This is a genomic window from Spiribacter roseus (assembly GCF_002813635.1).
GTDB lineage: Bacteria > Pseudomonadota > Gammaproteobacteria > Nitrococcales > Nitrococcaceae > Spiribacter > Spiribacter roseus.
Genome location: NZ_CP016382.1, coordinates 1127845 through 1147891, shown reverse-complemented (window position 1 = coordinate 1147891; position 20047 = coordinate 1127845). Strand labels below are relative to the sequence as shown.

Genomic DNA, 20047 nt, shown 5'->3' with positions numbered 1-20047 from the left:
CCGGTTGCTGAGGCCGAGCCCTTTTGTGCCAGTCCTCGTCTCAGCCCGGATGGTCGTTGGGTCGCCTGGATTTCGTGGGCCGAGAATGAGATGCCCTGGACCCGCTCGCGTCTGTGGCGCCTGGACATTGAAAGCGGCACCTACGAGGCATTGACCGACGGTCAGTCTTCGGTAATCGAGCCACGGTGGGGCGCTGATGGATCGCTGTACTACCTCGATGATCGGGCGGGCTGGTGGCAACTTTATCGCCTGGCCGGTCAGTCACGCAGACGATTGGTTGAACTTGCTGCCGATATCGGCCGGCCGCCATGGCAGCTGGCCCACGGGCATCACGTTGGCATCGCGGATGACGTTACGATTGCTGTACAGGTGAACTCGGCCCGTTGCGCTGTTGTAAGTATTCAGCAAACTGGCGTTGTTCGGGACTTTGGCGTTGCCGAGGTGGATATCACGCAGCTTCAGTCTGGCGGCGACGATGTCTGGTATCTCGGCAGCCGAGAAGACGCACCGGCTGCAGTATGTCGACTGGATATGGCGTCGGGCAAGGTCGAAAGAGTGGTCTGCCTGGAAGCCCGCCCGGATTCGGATAGTGTATCGCGGCCGGAGAAGATGGTTGCACAAGGCATGCAGGGCGAGGTTCATGGCTATCTTTACCGCCCCCACTGTCCGGATGTTAGCGGCCCAGAGGCTGGACGGCCGCCGCTTTTGCTACGGGCACATGGCGGGCCAACAGCCATGCGCAGTCCGGCGTGGAATCCAGAGGTCCAGTTCTGGACCGGGCACGGTGTTGCGGTGCTGGAGGTCAATTATGGCGGCAGCAGCGGGCATGGTCGTCACTACCGGGAACGTCTGCGCGGCAACTGGGGCATTACCGACCGTGATGATTGTATCTGTATGGCAGATGCGGTTGCGGCCAGGGGGTTGTGCGATCCCGGGCAGATGTTTATCGCCGGGAATAGCGCGGGTGGGCTAACCGTGTTGAATGCATTGCGTCAGACCGGGCGTTTCCGAGGGGGGTTGTGTCGGTGGGCCGTGACTGATCTGGCTCGGTTGTCTACCCTCACCCACCGCTTTGAACGGGGTTACCTTGACTTTCTGGTCGGCGACCCAGTGCGCGATTCGGCTCGGTATGCCCGTCGCTCGCCGGCGCTGAATGCCCATGAGATCACAACGCCGGTCCTGCTGATCCAGGGCGACGTTGACCGGATCGTGCCCCTCAGTCAGGCAACTGCGATGGCCGATGCGATGATCGCCAATGGTGGCAGCGCAGAGCTTCACGTCTATCCGGCCGAGGGGCACGGTCTGCGCAACGCAGCAAATATCCGGTCCGCGGCGAGTAGCGAGTTGGCGTTCGTCCGGGGAATGCTCGGACATTGAGCATTCCATCACGATAGTGAGCGGCTGTTTTTGACATTGCGCATCACCAACGGGAACTCGTTCTTCCTCTTGTCGGCTGCTTCGACTTCACGGACGACCCGCTCATGGAGTGGCGACTTCGGACAGACCGGGTCGGTCGCCCACGCGTCACCGGCGAGCAGTAAGGCCTGGCAGCGGCACCCTCCGTGGCAGCTATGCAGTAATTCGCAACTACTGCACGGCTCTGGTTGCCAGTCGTGACCGCGGAAGACATTGAACGCATGCGAGTCCTCCCAGATTGCCTGTAAGCGCTCGTCGCGGACAGATGGGAGTTCGATCGGTAGCTCTGCTGCTCCATGGCATGGCATGGCCCGACCATCCGGAGCGACGCCGAGAAACGTTGTGCCCCAGCCGTTCATACACGGTTTAGCGGTTTCGTCGTAGTAATCGGAACCGACGAAGTAGATCTGCATGCGGTTGCCGGCTTTCTCACGCCAATGCTGCGTCACCGCTTCGGCGCGCTGGATCTGCTCGCGTGTAGGCATCAGTGCTGCACGGTTGTGATAAGCCCAGCCGTGATACTGCGTATTTGCAAGCTCAACATAATCGGCACCAAGATCCCAGGCCAGCTGCAGAATGCTGTCAACACGATCGAGGTTGTGGCGGTGCATAACGACGTTGAACACCATCGGGTATTCATGTGCCTTGATTGCCTGAGCCATCCGCTCCTTCGTCGAGAAATGGTGGCCACCCGCGATCTCGTCCGAGGGGCCACCGCTATCGGCTTGGAAGCTAATCTGAATGTGGTCAAGCCCTGCGCGTTTTAATTCGCCAAGACGTGCCTCATTTAACCCCACTCCTGATGTAAGCAGATTGGTATAGAAGCCAAGCTGTCGAGCGTGTCCAACGATCGTCTCAAGGTCTTTACGCAGCAGCGGCTCACCCCCAGAAATGCCAAGTTGAAGAGCGCCCATTGCTCGCGCCTGATCCAGTACCGACAACCACTCCTCGGTCTCAAGCTCGTCGCGATATCGTGCAAACGCAATTGGATTCGAGCAGTAGGCACACTGTAGCGGACAGCGATAAGTTACCTCAGCCAACAACCACAGTGGGATGGGCGTCGCATTGGCAACGGCCCGCACTTCGCTCTCCTCAATAGCCATCGTCTTCCCCTTTCGTTGTTCTCAGCCAGCCCTTGGAGTCGGCCTCTTCCAGAAAAGTGATGACATCCGCTGTCAAATCGGCGCGTGGGAACGCCTGCTGTAAATCGCCGATCAACGCGTCCACAGTCCGGCCGTCGCATCGAGACAGGATCTCGCCGGCCGGCTCGTTGAGTTTGATCATTCCCTCTGGGTAGAGCATGACGTAAGCCGATTGGGCGGTTTCCCATTGAAGACGCATGCCGGCACTCAGCCGGACTCGTACATCGCCGTTCATGGGTCTTCGATCGCCTGATATGGCCGCATACCAATAACAAACGCCAGATACATGGCATCAAGCATTGACCAGAGCACATCCAGTTTGAAGCCGAGCGTCTCCAGCGCCCGTTGCTGAGCCTCGGCACTGCGAAAATGTGCCTGAGTGATTGACAAGCCATGCTCGACATCTCGCCGAGCCTGACCCAGGCGGTTCCGAAAATAGTCAAGCCCGTCACTATCCACCCAAGGATAGTGCTGCGGCCAGGTGGAGAGGCGCGAGCGGTGGGCTTCCGGTGCAAAAAGCTCTGTTAGAGAGGAACAGACCGCCTCCTCCCAGGGCCGTTCACGGGCAAAGGTGATATATCCGTCCACCGCGAAACGCACGCCGGGAAGGACCTCATCGAGAGAGAGCAGTCGCTCACGCGACACACCTACCGCCTCTCCCAACCGCAGCCATGCCTCAATACCGCCAGGATCGTCATCGCGGCCGTCATGATCGATGATTCTCTGCACCCACTCGCGGCGTATCTCCGGATCGGGGCAGTTAGCGAGCAAGGCAGCATCCTTGCGAGGAATGCTGACCTGGTAGTAGAAGCGGTTGATGACCCAGCCCTGCAATTGCTCGCGGGTCAGCTCGCCACGGGCCATCATCTGTTGGAAAGGATGGTGGAGATGGTAATACCGCTCCATTGCTCGTAACCGGCGCTCGAACTCATCGGCCGACAGCGCAGCGGTTATCGGTTCAGAAGCGGATGTCCATGCCATCGTAAGATACCTCGATACCCATCGCCTCTAACCGAGCCCGCTCAGCGGATTCGGGGTCGAGCACAGGGTTAGTGTTGTTGATGTGGACGAGTATTCGGCGAGCGAGAGGGTAGTCGGCGAGCACATCAAGCATGCCGCCCTCGCCGGTCAGCGGCAGATGACCCATTTGGCGCGAGGTCTTTTTGCCGCCGACGACCTTGGACATCTCGTCATCCGTCCACGTCGTGCCGTCCACCATAATAATATCGGCGCTCGCCATCCAGGCGCTCAAACGGTCGTCGATTTCACCCAGCCCAGGAGCGTAAAAGGCTCGTTTTCCGGTATCGGGACTATCGATGACGAACCCTACATTGTCCCCGGGGCGTGGATCTTGCCGGTGGCGTGAGTAAGGAGGCGCCTTGCTGGTGAGCGGGATTGGGAGAATTCGAACGCCGGGTGTTTCGTCGGGCTCGATCGAGTGCCCGTCTAGAGGCAGGTGTGTGACCGACGCACGGCAGTAGTGGCTCAGCATCTCGAAAATCGGAAACCCGGTCCGCAGATCCTCTTCGGTCCGCTTGGTGCAATAGATAGACAGAGGCTCGTAGCTTTCGCGCATCATTAAGAGCCCTGTGACATGGTCAATCTGACTGTCCATCAATGCGATGGCCGCAATCCCAGAGCTTCGCACTGCGCCGGATGGGTGCAGCATTGTATTGTCCAGGATCTGTTGGCGGATATCGGGTGATACGTTTACCAGCAGCCAGTGATGGCCGTCTTGTGATACTGCAATTGATGACTGCGACCGGCGTTCACTGACGAGTCGGCCGCGACGCGCGGCTCGGCAACGGGGCGAGTCGCAGTTCCACTGCGGAAATCCTCCGCCGGCGGCGGAACCGAGAACGCGTATATGCATGGTTGTAAAGCGGGGGCAGGAATCCGCCCCCGCAGGGTCTTATCGAGCTGTTACGTAAAGGTTGACTTCAAAACCCAGACGCATTTCCTGATACTCAGGTTTATTCCACTCCATTTTCTTTTCCTCCTCTCATGACATCTCACCGAGTTTACCCGGCAGCGGTCGACCGTGTCGGCCACCACTGGATATGCAAGGGCCATACCAACCCAAACCATACGCTACATCATTCGAATTTGTTCCGAAATTACACTACGATGCCTCAGGGCTAAGGAGCCCTGTCACGGTTGTGACACACAAAGTCGGGCCGCGCAATCCAGCCTTTCCAATCAGCGACGGGTGGCCGAGCGGTTGCCTCGCCATTGACGGTGATGTCATCTAAAAGATGACATAAAATACCGGGGTTGCTCCCTGGGCCGCGTCCCTGGGCGCGGCCCATCCCCTTGGGCCCTAGCCATTGCCCGCCCATCCCCCGTTCCGCCGGACAGATACCGACACCTGCGTTAGCCATATACTGGCCGCGGCAACCGTGGCTGCTAGACTGTCGATATATTGATTTTCACCCGACCGCGGGAGGAGCCATGTCAACGACCATTGCGCCGTCGATCGAGACTATTGAAAGTACGGTGCTGGACAATGGACTGCGCGTGTTCGTCAAGCCCGACAGCCGGGCTCCGATCGCGGTGTCACAAATCTGGTATCGGGTCGGTTCAAGCTACGAGCAGCGAGGTGTTACGGGGATCTCCCACCTGCTTGAACATATGATGTTCAAAGGCACACCGCGCTACCCGGAAGGTGTGTTCTCGGAAATCGTATCCCGACAGGGCAGCCGCGAAAACGCGTTCACCGGGCGGGATTTCACCGCTTATTTTGAGATACTTGCCGCCGACCGTCTGCCGGTTGCTTTTGAGCTTGAGGCCGATCGGATGGCCAACCTTGATATTCGCGATAAAGCCTTGCAGACCGAGCGCCAGGTGGTTTTGGAAGAGCGCCGGCTTCGGACGGATGATAGGCCCGAGGGTCGGTTTCTGGAGCGCTACGGAGCAGTGGCGGAGGCAGGCACCGCTTATGCGCACCCCGTCATCGGCTGGGCTGACGATATCAATGCCATCGATGAGCATGACCTCAAGCATTGGTATTGGCAATGGTACACTCCTGCCAATGCCAATCTTGTGGTGACCGGCGCGGTGGATCCGAGTGAGGTTTTTGAATTGGCAGAGGCGCACTTCGGGATCCTGCAAGGGCCGCAAGCGGTTCAACCCTGCGATCCGCGCGCCCTGACGCCACCCGGAGAGCGACGCCTTGTTTATCGAGACGCCCAGAGTCAACTCACGCATCTGCGGATTGGCTATCGGGTGCCGTCTTTCGCTACGGCTGAAACCGAAGAGGATGCTTACGCACTAATGATGCTTGCTGTCATCTTGGATGGCGGCGAGGGTGGGCGGCTGACCGATGCGCTTGTCCGTGGCAGCGGTCAGGCAACGATTGTCAGTTCAGCCTACAACGGAATGACACGATTGGATGCGGAGTTCACGTGTCACGCTGTCTGCCCGAACAATCAAACCGAGACGCTTGAGCAGTCCCTAAAGTCACAAATTGCACGACTCTCCGGTGAACCCATTTCTGAAAGCGAATTGCGGCGCGCCAGAAGTCAGCTTATTGCCGATCACTTTCTCAATGCGGATGATATTTTCAATCAGGCCATGCAGATTGGCCAACTTGAAGCGATTGGCGCCGGTTGGGAGACATTTTCGAAGCTCGAGCATAAGGTGCAATCCATTTCTCAGGCGCAGCTACAGGCTGTAGCAGGGCGTTACCTCAAGGCCGAGAATTCCGTTGTCGGCATTCTCAGCCCGTTCGAATCTGAGGCTAAGTGCGAGTAATGGAACTATCGATACAGCATTGGTGTACCGACAATGGTGCCCGTGTTTTTTTCGTCGCTCGCCACGGTCTGCCGATCGTGGATTTACGTATCGCCTTCAACGCCGGCAGTGCTCGGGACAGCACAATGCCAGGTCTCGCGCGCATGACTAGCAATCTTCTGCTTGAGGGAACCGCTGACCGGACAGCCAGTGAGATCTCGCAAGCGCTGGAGCAGCATGGCGCCCGCGCCCAAATCCGCTGCGGCCGTGATACCGCCGATATCAATGTACGATGCTTGAGTAACAGGGTGCATCTGGAGCCGGTCATGCGCACAGTTGGAGACTGTGTTGGTTGTGCTCACTTCCCGTCTGACTCCGTCGATCGCATTCGTCAGCGAATGATCGCTGGGCTTAGCCAAGAGGCAGCCGCGCCGATGGAGAAAAGCGAAAAAGGCTTTACGGCCGCGATCTTCGCCGATCACCCTTACGCAACGTCCCCGGGCGGCGAATTCGATAGCCTGAAAGCGATCGATCCGCAGCGCTTACGGTCGTTTCATGGGCGTTACTTCGCGGCAACCAATGCAACGGTGACGCTTGTGGGCGATCTGTCCAGAGAGCAGGCCGAACGCATTGCCGAACAGATCGTGGTTCGATTACCCGTCGGGGAACGTGCACCGGCCTTGCCCCCTGTCAGACCATTGAGCGCACGGCCCGTGTTGCGGCTTCCCTTTGAGGCCGAGCAAACCCATGTCTCGATTGGCGGGGTTTCACTGTCCTACGGCCACGCGGATCACCCGGCGCTGCATCTCGGTTGCCATATTCTCGGCGGCGGTGGTCTGACCTCGATACTTGCGCGCCGGATGCGCCGTGAGCGGGGCCTCTCCTACAGCAGTGCTTGCAAGCTCACGGCTGGCGCCGCCGGTGGTCGATTTCAGATGAAAACACATGTCCGCAATGAGGCGCTTAGTGAAGCACTCTCAGTCGTGCGGGCGAGCCTTTGCGAGCTACTTGAACAAGGGCCGGATACGGATGCACTCGAATTGGCACGAGAGAATCTGCTGGGGAGCCTACCGTTGCAGTTGGCCAGCAATCAGGACTTGCTCGAACAAGTCGCGATAATCGGTTTCTACAACTTGCCCGAGGACTACGTTCATCGTTTCAGTCAACAAGTCCGGACCTTAGGTGGTGAAGACGTCAGAGCGGCGTTGCGGCGCCACCTCGATCCCGATTTGATGGCGACTGTGTTGGTGGGGCCACAGCCGGTGATCAGCCTCGTTGGGTAATGGTTGTGTTCTTCCGTGTCTCAACCGCTCCGGTCGATGCTCGCGCTGTGCTCGCCATTCTGGCGGAGACAAACCTTCAGCGGCTGGTAAACGCGTCGGCCGCAGACGCCCGCCGTTGCCTCAACGCAGGTTGCACCTTCAGCGGATATTGGCCGGAGCGCGTCCGTCTCGGCGTGGTCATCGCAGCCTTCGCTCAGCATCAACGTGATGTCGTCTGCGATTTTAATCCTTCGTTATTGCGGTTTGCCGCTTCGGCCTGACGTGTGGCTTGATTGCTGGCGCGTTCGTGGTTGCGCGGCTGCCGCGCGCCAAGATAAGGGATCAAAAACATACAGGTCAGCGTAAGTTGGTGGGCGGTGCTGGGATCGAACCAGCGACCCCTGCCGTGTGAAGGCAGTGCTCTCCCGCTGAGCTAACCGCCCAACAGTCTCATAGTTTAGGAATCAGCCGGGGGGCTGTCAATCGCTGATGACGCCCACTGGCCCGTGACCCCGGTCACTCGCTAGACTGGTGTCTTTCCAGACAGCGAAGGCCGATATGTCCGTCACCACTCGTTTTGCCCCCAGTCCCACCGGTTATCTCCACATCGGCGGTGCCCGCACGGCGCTTTTCTGCTGGCTCTACGCCCGTCGGCATGGCGGCCGTTTTGTGCTGCGGGTCGAGGATACCGACCGTGAGCGTTCAACGCCCGAGGCCATTAACGCCATCCTCGAGGGCATGAGCTGGCTGGGCATCGATTATGACGAGGGGCCGCTCTACCAGACCGAGCGTTTCGCGCGCTATGGCGAAGTGATCGATCGCATGCTCGAGGAGGGCACCGCCTATCGCTGCTACTGCTCGCGGGAGCGCCTCGACCAGCTGCGTGCCGACCAGCAGGCGCGCAAGGTCAAGCCCCGCTACGACGGCCGATGCCGGCATCTGACCGAGCGGCCTGCGGATGCCGAGGGCGATCCGGTCATCCGCTTTCGTCAGCCCCATGAAGGGCACACCGTGGTCGACGATCAGGTCAAGGGCCGGGTGGCGTTCGACAATGCCGAGCTCGATGATCTGATCATCGCCCGCGCGGATGGCTCACCCACCTACAATTTCGTCGTGGTGGTGGATGACATGGACATGGGCATCAGCCATGTCATCCGTGGCGATGATCACCTCAACAACAGCGCGCGTCAGGCGAATATCCTCAAGGCGCTGGGGGTCGAGCCGCCGGTCTATGCGCATGTGCCAATGATCCTGGATGCGCAGGGCAAAAAGCTCTCCAAGCGCACCGGGGCGGCCAGTGTCATGGAGTATCGTGATGCCGGATATCTGCCCGAGGCGGTGATCAACTATCTGGTTCGCCTGGGCTGGGCCCATGGCGATCAGGAGGTATTCACGCTTGATGAGCTAATTGAGTATTTCGACATCGGCGAGATCAATCAATCCGCCTCGAGCCTCAACCCCTCGAAACTGGACTGGCTCAACCAGCATTACCTCAAGACGCTGCCGCCGGCGCATGTCGCACGCCACTTTGCATGGCATCTGGGTGCGCTGGGGATTGATCCCGGTGCCGCTGACGCGCCGAACATCGAAGCGGTGGTATCAGCCCAGGCCGAGCGCAGCAAAACGCTGGTCGAGATGGCCGAGAACAGCCGGTTTTTCTATACCGAACCGCAGGCTTACGACGAAAAGGCGGCGCGCAAGCACCTGCTCGGCGCCGGTGATGTGCTTGACGCATTGACCAACGCGTTGGCGGAGGTGGAGCACTGGAAGGCCGACGCCATCCATCAGGCGATAACCGGCGTTGCCGAGGAGCAGGGGCTGAAGATGGGCAAGGTGGCCCAGCCCCTGCGGGTGGCGGTGTCCGGCGGCCCGGTATCGCCGCCCATCGATATCACGCTGGAACTGTTGGGGCGCGAGGCCGTCCTGCGGCGTCTTGTCCGTGCCCGCGAGTGGGTGGACCAGCCGGAGCCGGATCGGCATTGACACCTAGCCCGTGTGTTCCTAAACTCTCGCTCATTGATTCAGGGGCCATAGCTCAGCCGGGAGAGCGCCTGCATGGCATGCAGGAGGTCGGCGGTTCGATCCCGCCTGGCTCCACCAATCCTTTCCAGCAGCAACACCTCCCCCAGCGTGCCACTCATTCCCGATTACGGGGATTGTGTCCTGTTCTGCCTTGACGCAGACCCGGTTTCTGCTATTATTCGCGTCGTCTTCAGGACGTGTCCCCATCGTCTAGACGGCCTAGGACACCACCCTTTCAAGGTGGCGACACGGGTTCGAATCCCGTTGGGGACGCCATTTCTTCGCCTGCTCCACGTCACACTCCTGTCATGTATCCGGCGGCATAATCCGGAAAACATCAGGAGACGGCCCGTGACTAAAGCCCATTCCCGAACCGAGACACTGCGCGGCGTGGACTTCCATCGCATCATCAGCGACGGGGATCGCCTGCGTATGCTGACCTGTCTGCATCATGCCGGTGAGCTCAAGGCCGACGAACTGGCCCGGGTCATGCCTCAGCCGCCTGCCGATACCCGCCAGATGCTGGGTGATCTGGCGGCTCGGGGATTGCTGGCGGCCCGTCACCAGCATCCGGACATCCACTACCGCCTGGCGGATGATCTGCCCGTGTGGGTGACCATCGCCCTGGGTGCGGCCAATGACTGGAACGGCACCGGCCGTGCCGGGCTACACGCCGGGCAGCCCCGATAGCGCCATCGACTGCTCGGCCATCTGCTCGGGTTCGTCCTCGAGCCTGCCGGCGAGATAGTCGGTGTAGGCCTGCATATCGAAGTGGCCATGCCCGCAGAGGTTGAATAGTAGCGCCTTCGACTCGCCGGACTCACGGCAGGCGATCGCCTCGTCGATGGTCGCCTTGACCGCGTGGTTGGCCTCGGGTGCCGGGATGATCCCCTCCGCCCGGGCAAAGGTCAGACCAGCGGCAAAGCAATCGAGCTGGCCATAGGCGCGCGGCTGGATGTAGCCGAGGTCGGTGAGGTGGCTGATCTGCGGCGCCATGCCATGGTACCGGAGCCCACCGGCATGAAAGCCCGGGGGCATGAAGGCCGAGCCGAGGGTGTGCATCTTGGTCAACGGCGTCAGGTGGCCGGTATCGCCCCAGTCATAGGCAAACCGACCTTTGGTCAGGGTGGGGCAGGCGGCCGGTTCCACTGCGATGAACTCGGTCGCCGGCCCGCCTCGCAGCCGCTCGCCGAGAAACGGAAAGGCGATGCCCGCAAAATTCGATCCACCCCCGGTGCAACCAATGACCTTGTCCGGGTAATCATCCACCTGCTCGAGCTGCCGCTGGGTTTCCAGGCCCGACACGGTCTGGTGCAGCAGGACGTGATTGAGCACGCTGCCCAGGGCGTACTTTGTGTCATCGCGCTGGGCGGCCAGTTCGACGGCCTCACTGATGGCGATGCCAAGGCTGCCGGTGGCGTCGGGCCGTTCAGCCAGGACGGCGCGGCCGGCTGCCGTGGTGTCGCTGGGGCTGGCGATGCAGTGCGCGCCGAAGCTCTCCATGAAGGCCCGGCGGTAGGGCTTTTGGTTGAAGCTCACCTTGACCATGAACACTTCAATGTCCAGGTCGAACATCGCCCCGGCGAGCGCCAGTGACGACCCCCACTGACCCGCGCCGGTTTCGGTGGTGATGCGTCTGACGCCCTCGGCCTTGTTATAGAACGCCTGGGCGATGGCGGTATTGGGCTTGTGGCTGCCGGCGGGGCTGACGCCCTCATACTTGTAGTAAATGCGGGCCGGGGTGCCCAGCGCCTTTTCCAGCCGACGTGCCCGGTACAGCGGCGAGGGCCGCCACTGGCGGTAGACATCGCGGACCGGCGTCGGGATCTCGATCTCGCGCTCGGTGCTCATCTCCTGTTCGATGACCGCCTGCGGGAAGATCGGCGCCAGATCATCCGGCCCTACCGGGGCATAGTTGTCGGGCCTCAGCACAGGGGCCATCGGGGCCGGCAGGTCGGCGTTGATGTTGTACCAATGCCGGGGGATCCCGGTCTCGGGCAATGTGATCTTGACGGTCTCGTCCATCGCTGGGGCATCCCTTGAATCAGTGATCCGTAGAACGCCAAGCGTACCATTGCGATGGCTCTGCGTGCCCGGTGGATGACTTGAATCCACCGCCGGCAGCCTCCATTTCTGACCGTGTTACCCGGCAAGTGGCCGGCGATCTTCGGAGGTGTCCCATGCAGACTCTTGAAAACGAGGGCGTTGAGCCGTCCCGCAGTCTGGTCATCCCGCGGCTTCCTGGCGACGCGATGATCCTGCTGCCCATTCGCAACATGGTGCTGTTTCCGAACATGCTGGTGCCCGTGGGGATCGGTCGCGCGCGATCGATCCTCGCCGCGCGCCAGGCGGCGCAGAACGAGCAGCCCATGGGCGTGGTCATGCAGCGGGATGCCAGCGTCGAGGAACCCGGTCCCGATGACCTGCATGCCGTCGGCACGGTGGCCAATGTCATGCGGTTCGTGAACGGCAATGAGGGTCACCATCACCTGGTCCTGCAGGGCGAACAGCGCTTCCGCGTCATCGAGCACCTGCACGGCTATCCGTTTCCGGTGGCGCGGATCGAGCGTATTGCCGAGGAACAGCCCGTGGGGCAGACCGTGGATGCCCACATGGTCGCGCTGCGCGACAAGGCGCTCGAGGCGCTCGAGCTTTTGCCACAGGCGCCTCAGGAGCTGGCTGGGGCATTATCCAGCATCAAGGAACCCGGTGCGCTCGCCGACACCGTCGCGGGCTATCTTGACCTCGAGAGTGCCGATCGCCAGGAGTTGCTCGAGACCCTCGATATTGAGACGCGTCTCGAGCGGGTGCTGACACTGGTCGACTACCGCGTTGAGGTGCTCAAGCTCTCGCAGAAAATCAGCGAGCGGACTCACGAGACCATGTCCGAGCGCCAGCGTGAGGCACTGCTGCGCGAGCAGCTGCGCTCGATCCGCGAGGAGCTGGGCGAGAGCGATGACAAGGGCGAGGAGATCCGCGAGCTCGAGGCCCGCATCGATGCGCTACAGATGCCCGAGGCCGTTGACGAGCAGGCGCGCAAGGAGCTCAAGCGCCTCGAGCGGATGCCCGAGGGTGCCGGCGAGTATTCGATGGTGCGTACCTATCTTGACTGGCTGCTTGAGCTGCCCTGGTCCACCACGCGGCCCGAGGACATTGATATCGCCCGGGCCCGGGAGATCCTCGACACCGATCACTACGGCCTTGAGCCGGTGAAGCGGCGCATCCTCGAGCATCTGGCGGTGCGCAAGCTCAACCCCGAGGGGCGCAGCCCGATTCTCTGCCTCGTCGGGCCGCCCGGCGTGGGCAAGACCTCTCTGGGGCAGAGCATCGCCCGCGCCACGGGTCGCGACTTTGTGCGCTCGAGCCTGGGCGGTGTCCACGATGAGGCCGAGATCCGCGGGCATCGACGCACCTATCTGGGGGCGCTCCCGGGCAAGGTGGTCCAGAGCCTGCACAAGGCGGGGTCACGCAATCCAGTGCTGATGCTCGATGAGATGGACAAGCTCGGCGGCGGCATCCAGGGCGATCCGTCGGCGGCGCTGCTGGAAGTGCTGGACCCGGCGCAGAACGGGACCTTTCAGGACAATTATCTCGGCGTCCCCTTTGATCTGACCGGCGTGCTTTTCATCGCCACCGCCAACGTCCCCGATCAGATACCGGCGCCGCTGCGCGACCGCATGGAGATGATCGAGATCCCGGGCTATACCCAGGAGGAGAAAGCGGAGATCGCGCGGCGTTATCTGCTGGACCGCCAGCTCGAGGCGGCCGGCGTGACCCGCGGGCAGCTCGAGCTGACCGATGCGGCGATTGACCGGGTCATCGCGGAATACACCCGCGAGGCTGGCTGCCGGCAGCTGGAGCGCGAACTGGGCGCCATCGTGCGGCATTTTGCGGTGCAGTTCGCCGAGGGCACCGCCGAGCAGGCACGGGTGGACGCCGATGCCGTCGCGACCGTGCTGGGCGCGCCGAAGTTCGAGGGCGAAACGGCCATGCGGACCAGCGTCCCGGGGGTCGCCACCGGGCTGGCCTGGACGCCGGTGGGCGGAGATATCCTGTTCATCGAGGCGAATCGCTATGCCGGTAACGGCAAGCTGGTGCTGACCGGTCAGCAGGGCGATGTCATGAAAGAGAGTGCCCAGACGGCGCTCAGCCTGATCAAGGCGCGCGCGGACGAGCTGGGGATCGACCCCACGGCCTTCTCCAGCGATGACATCCATGTCCACCTGCCGGCCGGGGCCATCCCCAAGGACGGGCCAAGTGCCGGTGTGGCGATGTACAGCGCGCTGGTCTCGCTGGTGACCGGGCGGTGTGTTCGCGAGGACGTCGCGATGACCGGCGAGATCACCCTGCGCGGTCTGGTGCTGCCGGTCGGCGGTATCAAGGAAAAGGTGCTGGCGGCGCGTCGGGCCGGCATTCACACGGTGCTGCTGCCGGCCCGGAACCGCAAGGACTACGAGGACATCCCCGAGTCCGCCCGTCAGGACATGACCTTCCACTGGCTTGAGCACGTCGGCGAGGCCACCGCGCTCGCCCTGCGCGAGACGTCGCCCGGTGAGGCGGCGACCCAGGCTTCGGCCTGAGTCGGTTCAGGCCCGGCCTGCCGGGATAGACAGCGGCTGCAGCGGCATGGGTCGATAATCCTCGGCCGGTGGCGGGCAGACGCTGGCCGCTGACGGCCGTGGTGACCGGCCCACAGCGATCGGGTTGACGGGCACCAGCCGGCGCGACTCCGCCGGAGTCGCCGGCAGCCATGCCGGCGCCAGGAGGCTGGTCACCTGCAGGAATAGCGGAAATAGCAGGGGTCCCGCCAGCGCCGGCAGCAGCCACGGCAGCAGTGACGGCGCCCCCATGGCGACGGTCAGGCCGACGGTCAGCGCCCCGGCCGCAATGGGCGTGCCCAACCGCCACGCCTCACGCGCCGGGATGCGCCGCCGGCCGCGCAGCGAGGTATCCCAGCGGGCCGGGCGTCCGGCCAAGATGCGCAGGATGAAGCCGCTGTAGAGCACCATCATGAGGGGGGATCGGAGAATGCCGAAGCCCAGCTCCAGAAGGCTGCCACGCAGCAGCGACCAGCGCCGGCCGTATCCGCGTTGCTCCCGGGTGGCAAGGGCGATGCCGATCAGCCGCGGCAGAAACAGAACCATCAGGCTCAGGCCGATCAGCGGCACAACGGTGTCGGGCCGTGTGGTGGCGGCGTTCACCCAGCGCCCCTGATCCGGGGAGACCACCGCGTCGAGGATGCCGGCGCTGATCATCAGCAGCCACAGCGGCGCGGTCAGGTAGGCGAGCCCGCCGAGCAGAAAATTCAGCCGCGTGACGGGTCGCCAGCCGCGCCCGGTCAGCAGGCGCAGATGCTGGAGATTCCCCTGGCACCAGCGCCGCTCGCGTTTGAGATCGTCGATGAAATTGCCGGGCATGCCCTCGAAGCTGCCGCCGATTTCGGGGAGGACGTAAACGCTGCGGCCCGCCCGGCGCATCAGCCCGGCCTCGACATAGTCGTGACTCATGATGTCGCCGCCCAGGGGCGGCCGGCCGGGGAGCGGCGAGAGTCCGCAGCAGGCCTTGAAATCGGCGATGCGGATGATCGCGTTGTGGCCCCAGTAGTTCGTGCTGTTGCCTTGCCAGAAGGCCAAGCCGTTGGCGATGTGACGGGCATGGAGGCTGGCCGCGAGCTGCTGGAATCGGCCCAGCACCGTGCGCTGGCCGACTGGCAGCGGGACCGTCTGGATGATGCCCGCCTGGGGGTTGGCGACCATGCGGCGCACCAGGGTGAGCAGGGCCTCGCCGGTCATGCGGCTGTCGGCGTCCAGCACCACCATGAACTCGTAGCCGGCGCCCCAGCGCTCGCAGAAGTCCCGGATGTTCCCCGGCTTGCGGCCGGTGTTCTCATCACGGGCCCGATAGTAGAGCCCGGGCCCCGTCGGGAATCGACGCTGCAGTCGGGCCATCGCCTCGCGCTCACGCTCGCGCTGGGCTGGATCGTTGCTGTCGCTGAGCAGAAAACAGTCGAACGCTTCGCTTTGACCGGTGTCCCGCAGGGACTGCAGTGTCGACATCAGGCAGTGCACGACGTCGCCCATGTCTTCGTTATAGGCCGGCATCACGAGTGCGGTCCGCGCCAATGGGGGCGCGTCTTCGGCCGCAGGGGCGCCGCGCTGCAGGGTGACTGGATGCCGACCGGACAGCCGCAGGGCAATACCGGCCATCATGGTCCAGAATGCAATGCACGAGAACCCGAAGGTGACCGAGAAGGCCGCAATGACCAGCCCCTCCAGCGCATCAATGCCGCCGCCGCCGAGCAGCGCGGTGAGCCAGTGGATCCCCAGTGCCGTGGTTGCCATGGCGAGCGCCGCCATGACGCCGCGCCGCAGTGGCAGAGCGGGTTCGGTCAGTGTCCAGCTCGATGGTTGGATGGCCTCGCTCCTGTGCTGCATCAACACCCTCCTCGGTAGGGCGTCGACAGTGCCACGGGGTGGAAGTTGCACCGACGCGGCGAGTCGTCGGACGGGACGGTGGCCCGGATGATGCGCCCGGTCGTGGCGGGGCTGCTCATCGCGCTGGGTATCAACCTGCTGCTGGTGGTGCCCGAGTGGTGGATGCCTTATACGCAGTTCCCATCGCCGTGGCTGGCGGCGGAGACCCTGATCGTGCTCGGCATCATCTGGAGCCTGCCGGTGGCGCTGGCACGCGGCGTTGCGCCCATGCTCAGCTCCGTGATCCTGGTGGCGGTGGCTCTTGCGCTGTCGGATCTGGGCACCGGCTGGGCGCTGGGCCGGCCCATGAATCTTCTCATCGATATCCCGCTCGCCACCTCGGTCGAGCACCTGCTGCGGGGTGCCATCGGTGCGCCGCTGGCCTGGCTGACATTGGTTCTGGCGGCGCTGGCCGTGGTGGGTGTCTTTGCCCTGCTGGCGCGGACACTGCGACGCGGGATCCCACCGCGGGGCGCCTGGCGGCTGCGCACGGTGGGTTTGCTGGTATTGGTCGCCGGATTGCTGCTGCAGCACCACCGGGATATGCCGGCAATCGATCGCGCGGTGGATGCGCCGGCGGTCATCCGCTTCAACGACCAGACCCACCGGGTGCTGGAAACGGCCCGTGAGCGCCAGCGATTCGCCGATGCACTGCGGCGTACACCGGACCCGGTCGCCCCATCACTTGATCGACTGGCCGGACGCGATGTGATCCTTGGTTTCATCGAGTCCTACGGCACCGTCATGCTCGATGACCCGCGGTATCGCGCCACCGGGCGGGCGGCGCTCGAGCACTTCGGCGAGTCGCTGGACGCCGCCGGTCTTGCCGTGGTGACCGGGCGTTTCGAGTCGCCCGTACAGGGCGGGCAGTCGTGGCTCGCTCATGGCACCGTGCTGAGCGGGCATTGGATGAACAATCAGATCCGTTATGACCTGTTCCTGAATGCCGAGCGGCCATCGCTGATCGAGGATTTCGATCGCGCCGGTTATCAGACCGTGGCCCTGATGCCGGCCATCACCGATCCATGGCCCGCCGGCGGGCAATGGGGCTATGACCGCATCGACGATCATGCGCGCATCGACTACGCCGGCCCCCCGCTCAACTGGGTCACCATGCCGGATCAGTACACCTGGCATTACCTGCAGTCGGCGATCCGCGAGGCAACCCCTGAGCCGGTGTTTGCCGAGGTGGCGCTGATCAGCAGCCACGCGCCGTGGACGCCGATCCTGCCGATCCTCGACTGGGCGCGGATTGGCGACGGGGCCGTCTTTGAGCGCTGGGCCGATGCCGGGCCGCCCCCCGGCGAGGTCTGGAGCGAGGGGGCGCGCATCCGTGATCATTACCAGCGGGCGGTGGATTACGCCCTTCGCACCGCCGGCGAGTGGGCCGGACGGTCTCTGGGTGATGGGGTGCTGATCCTGCTGGGTGACCATCAGCCGGCGCCGCTGATCACGGGTGACTCCACCTCGCGCACGGTGCCGGTGCATGTGGTCGCCCGCGATCCGGCGCTGCTCGAGGGTTTCGAATCGATGGGATTCCGTGCCGGTCTGGAGCCCGGCCCGTCGACGGCGGGAACGCTGGCGGATCTGCGCGCTAGAATACTCAGTGTGTTTTCCAACCCCGGACAAGGGAGTCGTTCCAATGAACAGCAATGATGTGCTGGTGGTCGGCGGTGGCATGGTCGGCGCCGCGGTTGCGGTGGATCTCGGCCGTCGTGGCATCCCGGTGCGGCTGCTCGAGGCCCGTCCGGCGACCCGGCCCACGGCCGATGAGCCGCCGCGGCTCCGGGTCTCGGCCCTCAACGGCCGGTCCATCGAGTATCTCCAGTCGCTGGGCGCCTGGCCGGCGCTGGACCAGGCGCGGGTGGCGACCTTTGATGAACTGGCGACCTGGGATATTTCGGCACCGGGACGGCTCGCATTCAGCGCCGATGAGCTGGGTCTGGATGGGTTGGGCGTGTTCGTTGAAAACGACCACCTGCAGGCGGCCCTGCTGGAGACCGCTGCCGGGCTCGAATCGGTGCGGCTGGATGTCCCGGCCCCGACGCTCGACGTACAGCCCGGCACCGATGGCCCGCGGTTGTTCCTTGAGGGGGAAGGGGCGTTGACGCCGGCATTGACGGTGGCGGCGGACGGTGCCGGGTCGCGGTTGCGGGATGCGGCGGGTATCGGCGTCTGGGAAGGCGATTATCACCAGCACGCCGTAGTCGCGACTGTGCAGCCAAACCCGCCGGCGGGCACCCAGACCTGGCAGCGCTTTACCCCGGATGGCCCGCAGGCACTGCTGCCGCTCGCCGGTGGCGCGGCGTCGCTGGTGTGGTATGTCTCGCCATCCAAGGCCCGCCTGCTCACCGCGATGAGTGAGGCCGATTTTGTGGATGCCGTGGAAAGCGCCTTCCCGACGGATCTGGGTTTGATCGACCAGGTCTACGGGCGGGGCAGTTTTCCGATCCGCCGGCTGCATGCACAGCGCTACTGGCGCGATCAGCTGGTGCTGGTCGGCGATGCGGCGCATGTGATTCATCCGCTGGCCGGTCAGGGGGTCAACATCGGGCTGCGCGATGCGCGGGCGCTCGCCGGGCAGATTGCCGAGTCGCTGCGCCGGGGGCTGCCGGCGGCGCACCCGACCGGGCTGGCCGCCTACGAGCGCGGGCGGCGTCCCGATAATCAGCTGATGCAGTCGGCGATGAGCGCGTTTCATGTCGGCTTCACGGCGCCGCTCGGGCCGCTGGCGCCGGTGCGCGGGCTGGGCCTGCAGATCGCGGGCTACGGTGGTTGGCTGAAGCGCCGGGTGCTGCGCTATGCCATGGAGGGTAGATAGCCGAGGCCGGCGCCGGCCAGTGCACACCCCAGAACCACCGCCCAGGGTGGGGTGCGGGTCAGCGCCAGCGCCAGCAGCGCGACAAGCGCAATGGCGGCATCCGCCACTGAGCCGATGCCGCTGGTGATGACCGGGTCCCACAGCACCGCGGCCAGCAGTCCCACCACGGCGGCGTTGATGCCGGGCAGTGCGCGGCCGGTCGCCGGGTAGCGGCCGGCCGCCTTCCAGAATGGCAGAAGCCCCACCACCAGCAGCAGTCCGGGCGCAAAGAGCAGGACGGTCGCCAGCATCCCCGTCACTAAGGGGGCCTGATCGGCGACTCCGGCGCCGACGAACCCGCCAAAGCTGAACAGTGGCCCGGGCAGAGCCTGGGCGGCGCCGTAGCCGGCGAGAAAGCGGTTGGCATCGATCAGCCCCGGCGCCACCAGCCCGCCCTCGAGCAATGGCAGCACCACATGGCCGCCGCCAAACACCAGGGCGCCACTTTGATAGAGCACCGCCCATAACGGGGGAAGGCCGAACGGGCCGACGAGGGCGATCAGTCCCATGCCGAACAGCGCCAGGGCGGCGAGGGCCTGGCGGCGGGTGACGCGCGCGCCCAGATCGGCATGGGCGGATGTCGGGGACGGAAACAGGACCAGGCCCGCCAGGGCCCCGCCGATGATGACCACGAACGGGCCCAGCGCCGCCGGTGCCAGGCTGACCGCCAGGGCGCTCGCCGCGGCAATCCCGGCGCGTGGCCAGTCCGGGCAGAGCTGTCGGGCCATGCCATAAAGGGCATGGGCGACCACCGCCACGGCGGCGAGTTTGAGCCCGGTCAGCCAGCCTGCGGAGTCAAACGCGCCGAGGTGCTGCATGCCCATCCCCAGGCCGATCATGATCACCGCCGAGGGCAGGGTGAAACCCAGCCAGGCCGCGAGTCCACCAGCAATACCGGCGCGCTCGACACCAATGACGAAGCCGGTCTGGCTGCTGGTCGGGCCGGGCAGCATCTGGCAGAGCGCGAGCAGCTGGCCGTAGGTGGCATCATCCAGCCAGCGCCGGTCGCGCACGAACCAGCGGTGGAAATAGCCGAGATGGGCGACCGGCCCGCCAAAGGCGATCAGCCCCAGGCGCAGGAAGGTGGCAAATATTTCGGTCAGCGGGGTCATGGCGCCGGTCCTTCTGGGTTCGCGCGGG

General features: G+C 63.8%; 16 protein-coding genes and 3 tRNA genes. 10 read left to right on the top strand and 9 right to left on the bottom strand.

The annotated features are described in order from the left end of the window. Nucleotides 1-90: 90 nt before the first annotated feature. On the top strand, nucleotides 91-1377 hold the full coding sequence (locus tag BBH56_RS05655; protein WP_159309993.1) for a S9 family peptidase: 1287 nt from the start codon (nucleotides 91-93) through the stop codon (nucleotides 1375-1377). An 8-nt stretch (nucleotides 1378-1385) separates the two neighbouring features. Here BBH56_RS05655 and pqqE read toward each other — a convergent pair whose 3' ends face one another. The 5 genes from pqqE to pqqA are packed head-to-tail and all read right to left on the bottom strand — an operon-like array spanning nucleotide 1386 to nucleotide 4545. Further along, the gene (gene pqqE, locus BBH56_RS05650) at nucleotides 1386-2519 is read right to left on the bottom strand and encodes a pyrroloquinoline quinone biosynthesis protein PqqE (protein WP_148122210.1); all 1134 of its coding nucleotides are present in this window, start codon (nucleotides 2517-2519) and stop codon (nucleotides 1386-1388) included. Next, the gene (gene pqqD, locus BBH56_RS05645) at nucleotides 2509-2793 is read right to left on the bottom strand and encodes a pyrroloquinoline quinone biosynthesis peptide chaperone PqqD (RefSeq protein WP_148122209.1); all 285 of its coding nucleotides are present in this window, start codon (nucleotides 2791-2793) and stop codon (nucleotides 2509-2511) included. The genes pqqE and pqqD overlap by 11 nt, the downstream gene beginning before the upstream one ends. Beyond that, nucleotides 2790-3539 (bottom strand): pyrroloquinoline-quinone synthase PqqC, encoded by a 750-nt coding sequence (gene pqqC, locus BBH56_RS05640; RefSeq protein WP_148122208.1) that lies wholly within the window; start codon nucleotides 3537-3539, stop codon nucleotides 2790-2792. Before pqqC ends, pqqD begins: the two co-directional genes overlap by 4 nt. Continuing rightward, nucleotides 3517-4431 carry a pyrroloquinoline quinone biosynthesis protein PqqB gene (pqqB, locus tag BBH56_RS05635; protein WP_148122207.1) on the bottom strand — a complete coding sequence of 305 codons (915 nt, stop codon included), beginning with the start codon at nucleotides 4429-4431 and terminating at the stop codon, nucleotides 3517-3519. Before pqqB ends, pqqC begins: the two co-directional genes overlap by 23 nt. Before the next feature lie 39 nt (nucleotides 4432-4470). Then, nucleotides 4471-4545 (bottom strand): pyrroloquinoline quinone precursor peptide PqqA, encoded by a 75-nt coding sequence (gene pqqA, locus BBH56_RS09705; RefSeq protein WP_148122757.1) that lies wholly within the window; start codon nucleotides 4543-4545, stop codon nucleotides 4471-4473. 464 nt (nucleotides 4546-5009) lie between these two features. Here pqqA and BBH56_RS05625 point away from each other — a divergent pair, with 464 nt between their 5' ends. Further along, on the top strand, nucleotides 5010-6311 hold the full coding sequence (locus BBH56_RS05625; protein ID WP_148122206.1) for a M16 family metallopeptidase: 1302 nt from the start codon (nucleotides 5010-5012) through the stop codon (nucleotides 6309-6311). Beyond that, nucleotides 6311-7573, top strand: coding sequence for a M16 family metallopeptidase (locus tag BBH56_RS05620; protein WP_148122205.1), 1263 nt, complete (start codon nucleotides 6311-6313; stop codon nucleotides 7571-7573). The genes BBH56_RS05625 and BBH56_RS05620 overlap by 1 nt, the downstream gene beginning before the upstream one ends. 347 nt (nucleotides 7574-7920) lie before the next feature. Here the strand turns inward: BBH56_RS05620 and BBH56_RS05615 are convergent. After that, nucleotides 7921-7995 (bottom strand) — tRNA-Val (locus BBH56_RS05615). Between the two features lie 115 nt (nucleotides 7996-8110). On the opposite strand from BBH56_RS05615, the gene gltX reads away from it, so the two are divergent. The 4 genes from gltX (at nucleotide 8111) to BBH56_RS05595 (ending at nucleotide 10264) form a co-directional block, all read left to right on the top strand. Further along, complete coding sequence (gltX, locus tag BBH56_RS05610) at nucleotides 8111-9535, top strand: glutamate--tRNA ligase (RefSeq protein ID WP_148122204.1); 1425 nt, start codon at nucleotides 8111-8113, stop codon at nucleotides 9533-9535. A 41-nt stretch (nucleotides 9536-9576) separates the two neighbouring features. After that, a tRNA-Ala gene (locus BBH56_RS05605) sits at nucleotides 9577-9652 on the top strand. Nucleotides 9653-9773: 121 nt separating this feature from the next. Continuing rightward, a tRNA-Glu gene (locus BBH56_RS05600) sits at nucleotides 9774-9850 on the top strand. 75 nt (nucleotides 9851-9925) lie between these two features. Beyond that, nucleotides 9926-10264 carry a helix-turn-helix domain-containing protein gene (locus tag BBH56_RS05595; RefSeq protein ID WP_157809104.1) on the top strand — a complete coding sequence of 113 codons (339 nt, stop codon included), beginning with the start codon at nucleotides 9926-9928 and terminating at the stop codon, nucleotides 10262-10264. Here the strand turns inward: BBH56_RS05595 and BBH56_RS05590 are convergent. After that, nucleotides 10241-11599, bottom strand: coding sequence for a TrpB-like pyridoxal phosphate-dependent enzyme (locus tag BBH56_RS05590; RefSeq protein ID WP_144348226.1), 1359 nt, complete (start codon nucleotides 11597-11599; stop codon nucleotides 10241-10243). The two genes, BBH56_RS05595 and BBH56_RS05590, sit on opposite strands and share 24 nt — an antisense overlap. Before the next feature lie 155 nt (nucleotides 11600-11754). On the opposite strand from BBH56_RS05590, the gene lon reads away from it, so the two are divergent. Next, nucleotides 11755-14154: an endopeptidase La gene (gene lon, locus BBH56_RS05585; RefSeq protein ID WP_148122202.1), complete on the top strand. Its 2400-nt coding sequence runs from the start codon at nucleotides 11755-11757 to the stop codon at nucleotides 14152-14154. 6 nt (nucleotides 14155-14160) lie between these two features. Here lon and mdoH read toward each other — a convergent pair whose 3' ends face one another. Beyond that, nucleotides 14161-16059, bottom strand: a complete 1899-nt coding sequence (gene mdoH / locus BBH56_RS05580; protein ID WP_157809103.1) for a glucans biosynthesis glucosyltransferase MdoH — start codon at nucleotides 16057-16059, stop codon at nucleotides 14161-14163. Between the two features lie 36 nt (nucleotides 16060-16095). Between mdoH and BBH56_RS09600 the strand changes: the two genes are divergently transcribed. After that, nucleotides 16096-17703 carry an alkaline phosphatase family protein gene (locus BBH56_RS09600; RefSeq protein WP_157809102.1) on the top strand — a complete coding sequence of 536 codons (1608 nt, stop codon included), beginning with the start codon at nucleotides 16096-16098 and terminating at the stop codon, nucleotides 17701-17703. Beyond that, on the top strand, nucleotides 17690-18868 hold the full coding sequence (locus BBH56_RS05575) for an FAD-dependent monooxygenase (protein WP_157809101.1): 1179 nt from the start codon (nucleotides 17690-17692) through the stop codon (nucleotides 18866-18868). The genes BBH56_RS09600 and BBH56_RS05575 overlap by 14 nt, the downstream gene beginning before the upstream one ends. Here BBH56_RS05575 and chrA read toward each other — a convergent pair. Then, a complete protein-coding gene (gene chrA / locus BBH56_RS05570; protein WP_148122199.1) occupies nucleotides 18847-20019 on the bottom strand; it encodes a chromate efflux transporter in 1173 nt (390 codons plus the stop codon). The two genes, BBH56_RS05575 and chrA, sit on opposite strands and share 22 nt — an antisense overlap. Nucleotides 20020-20047 lie beyond the last annotated feature (28 nt).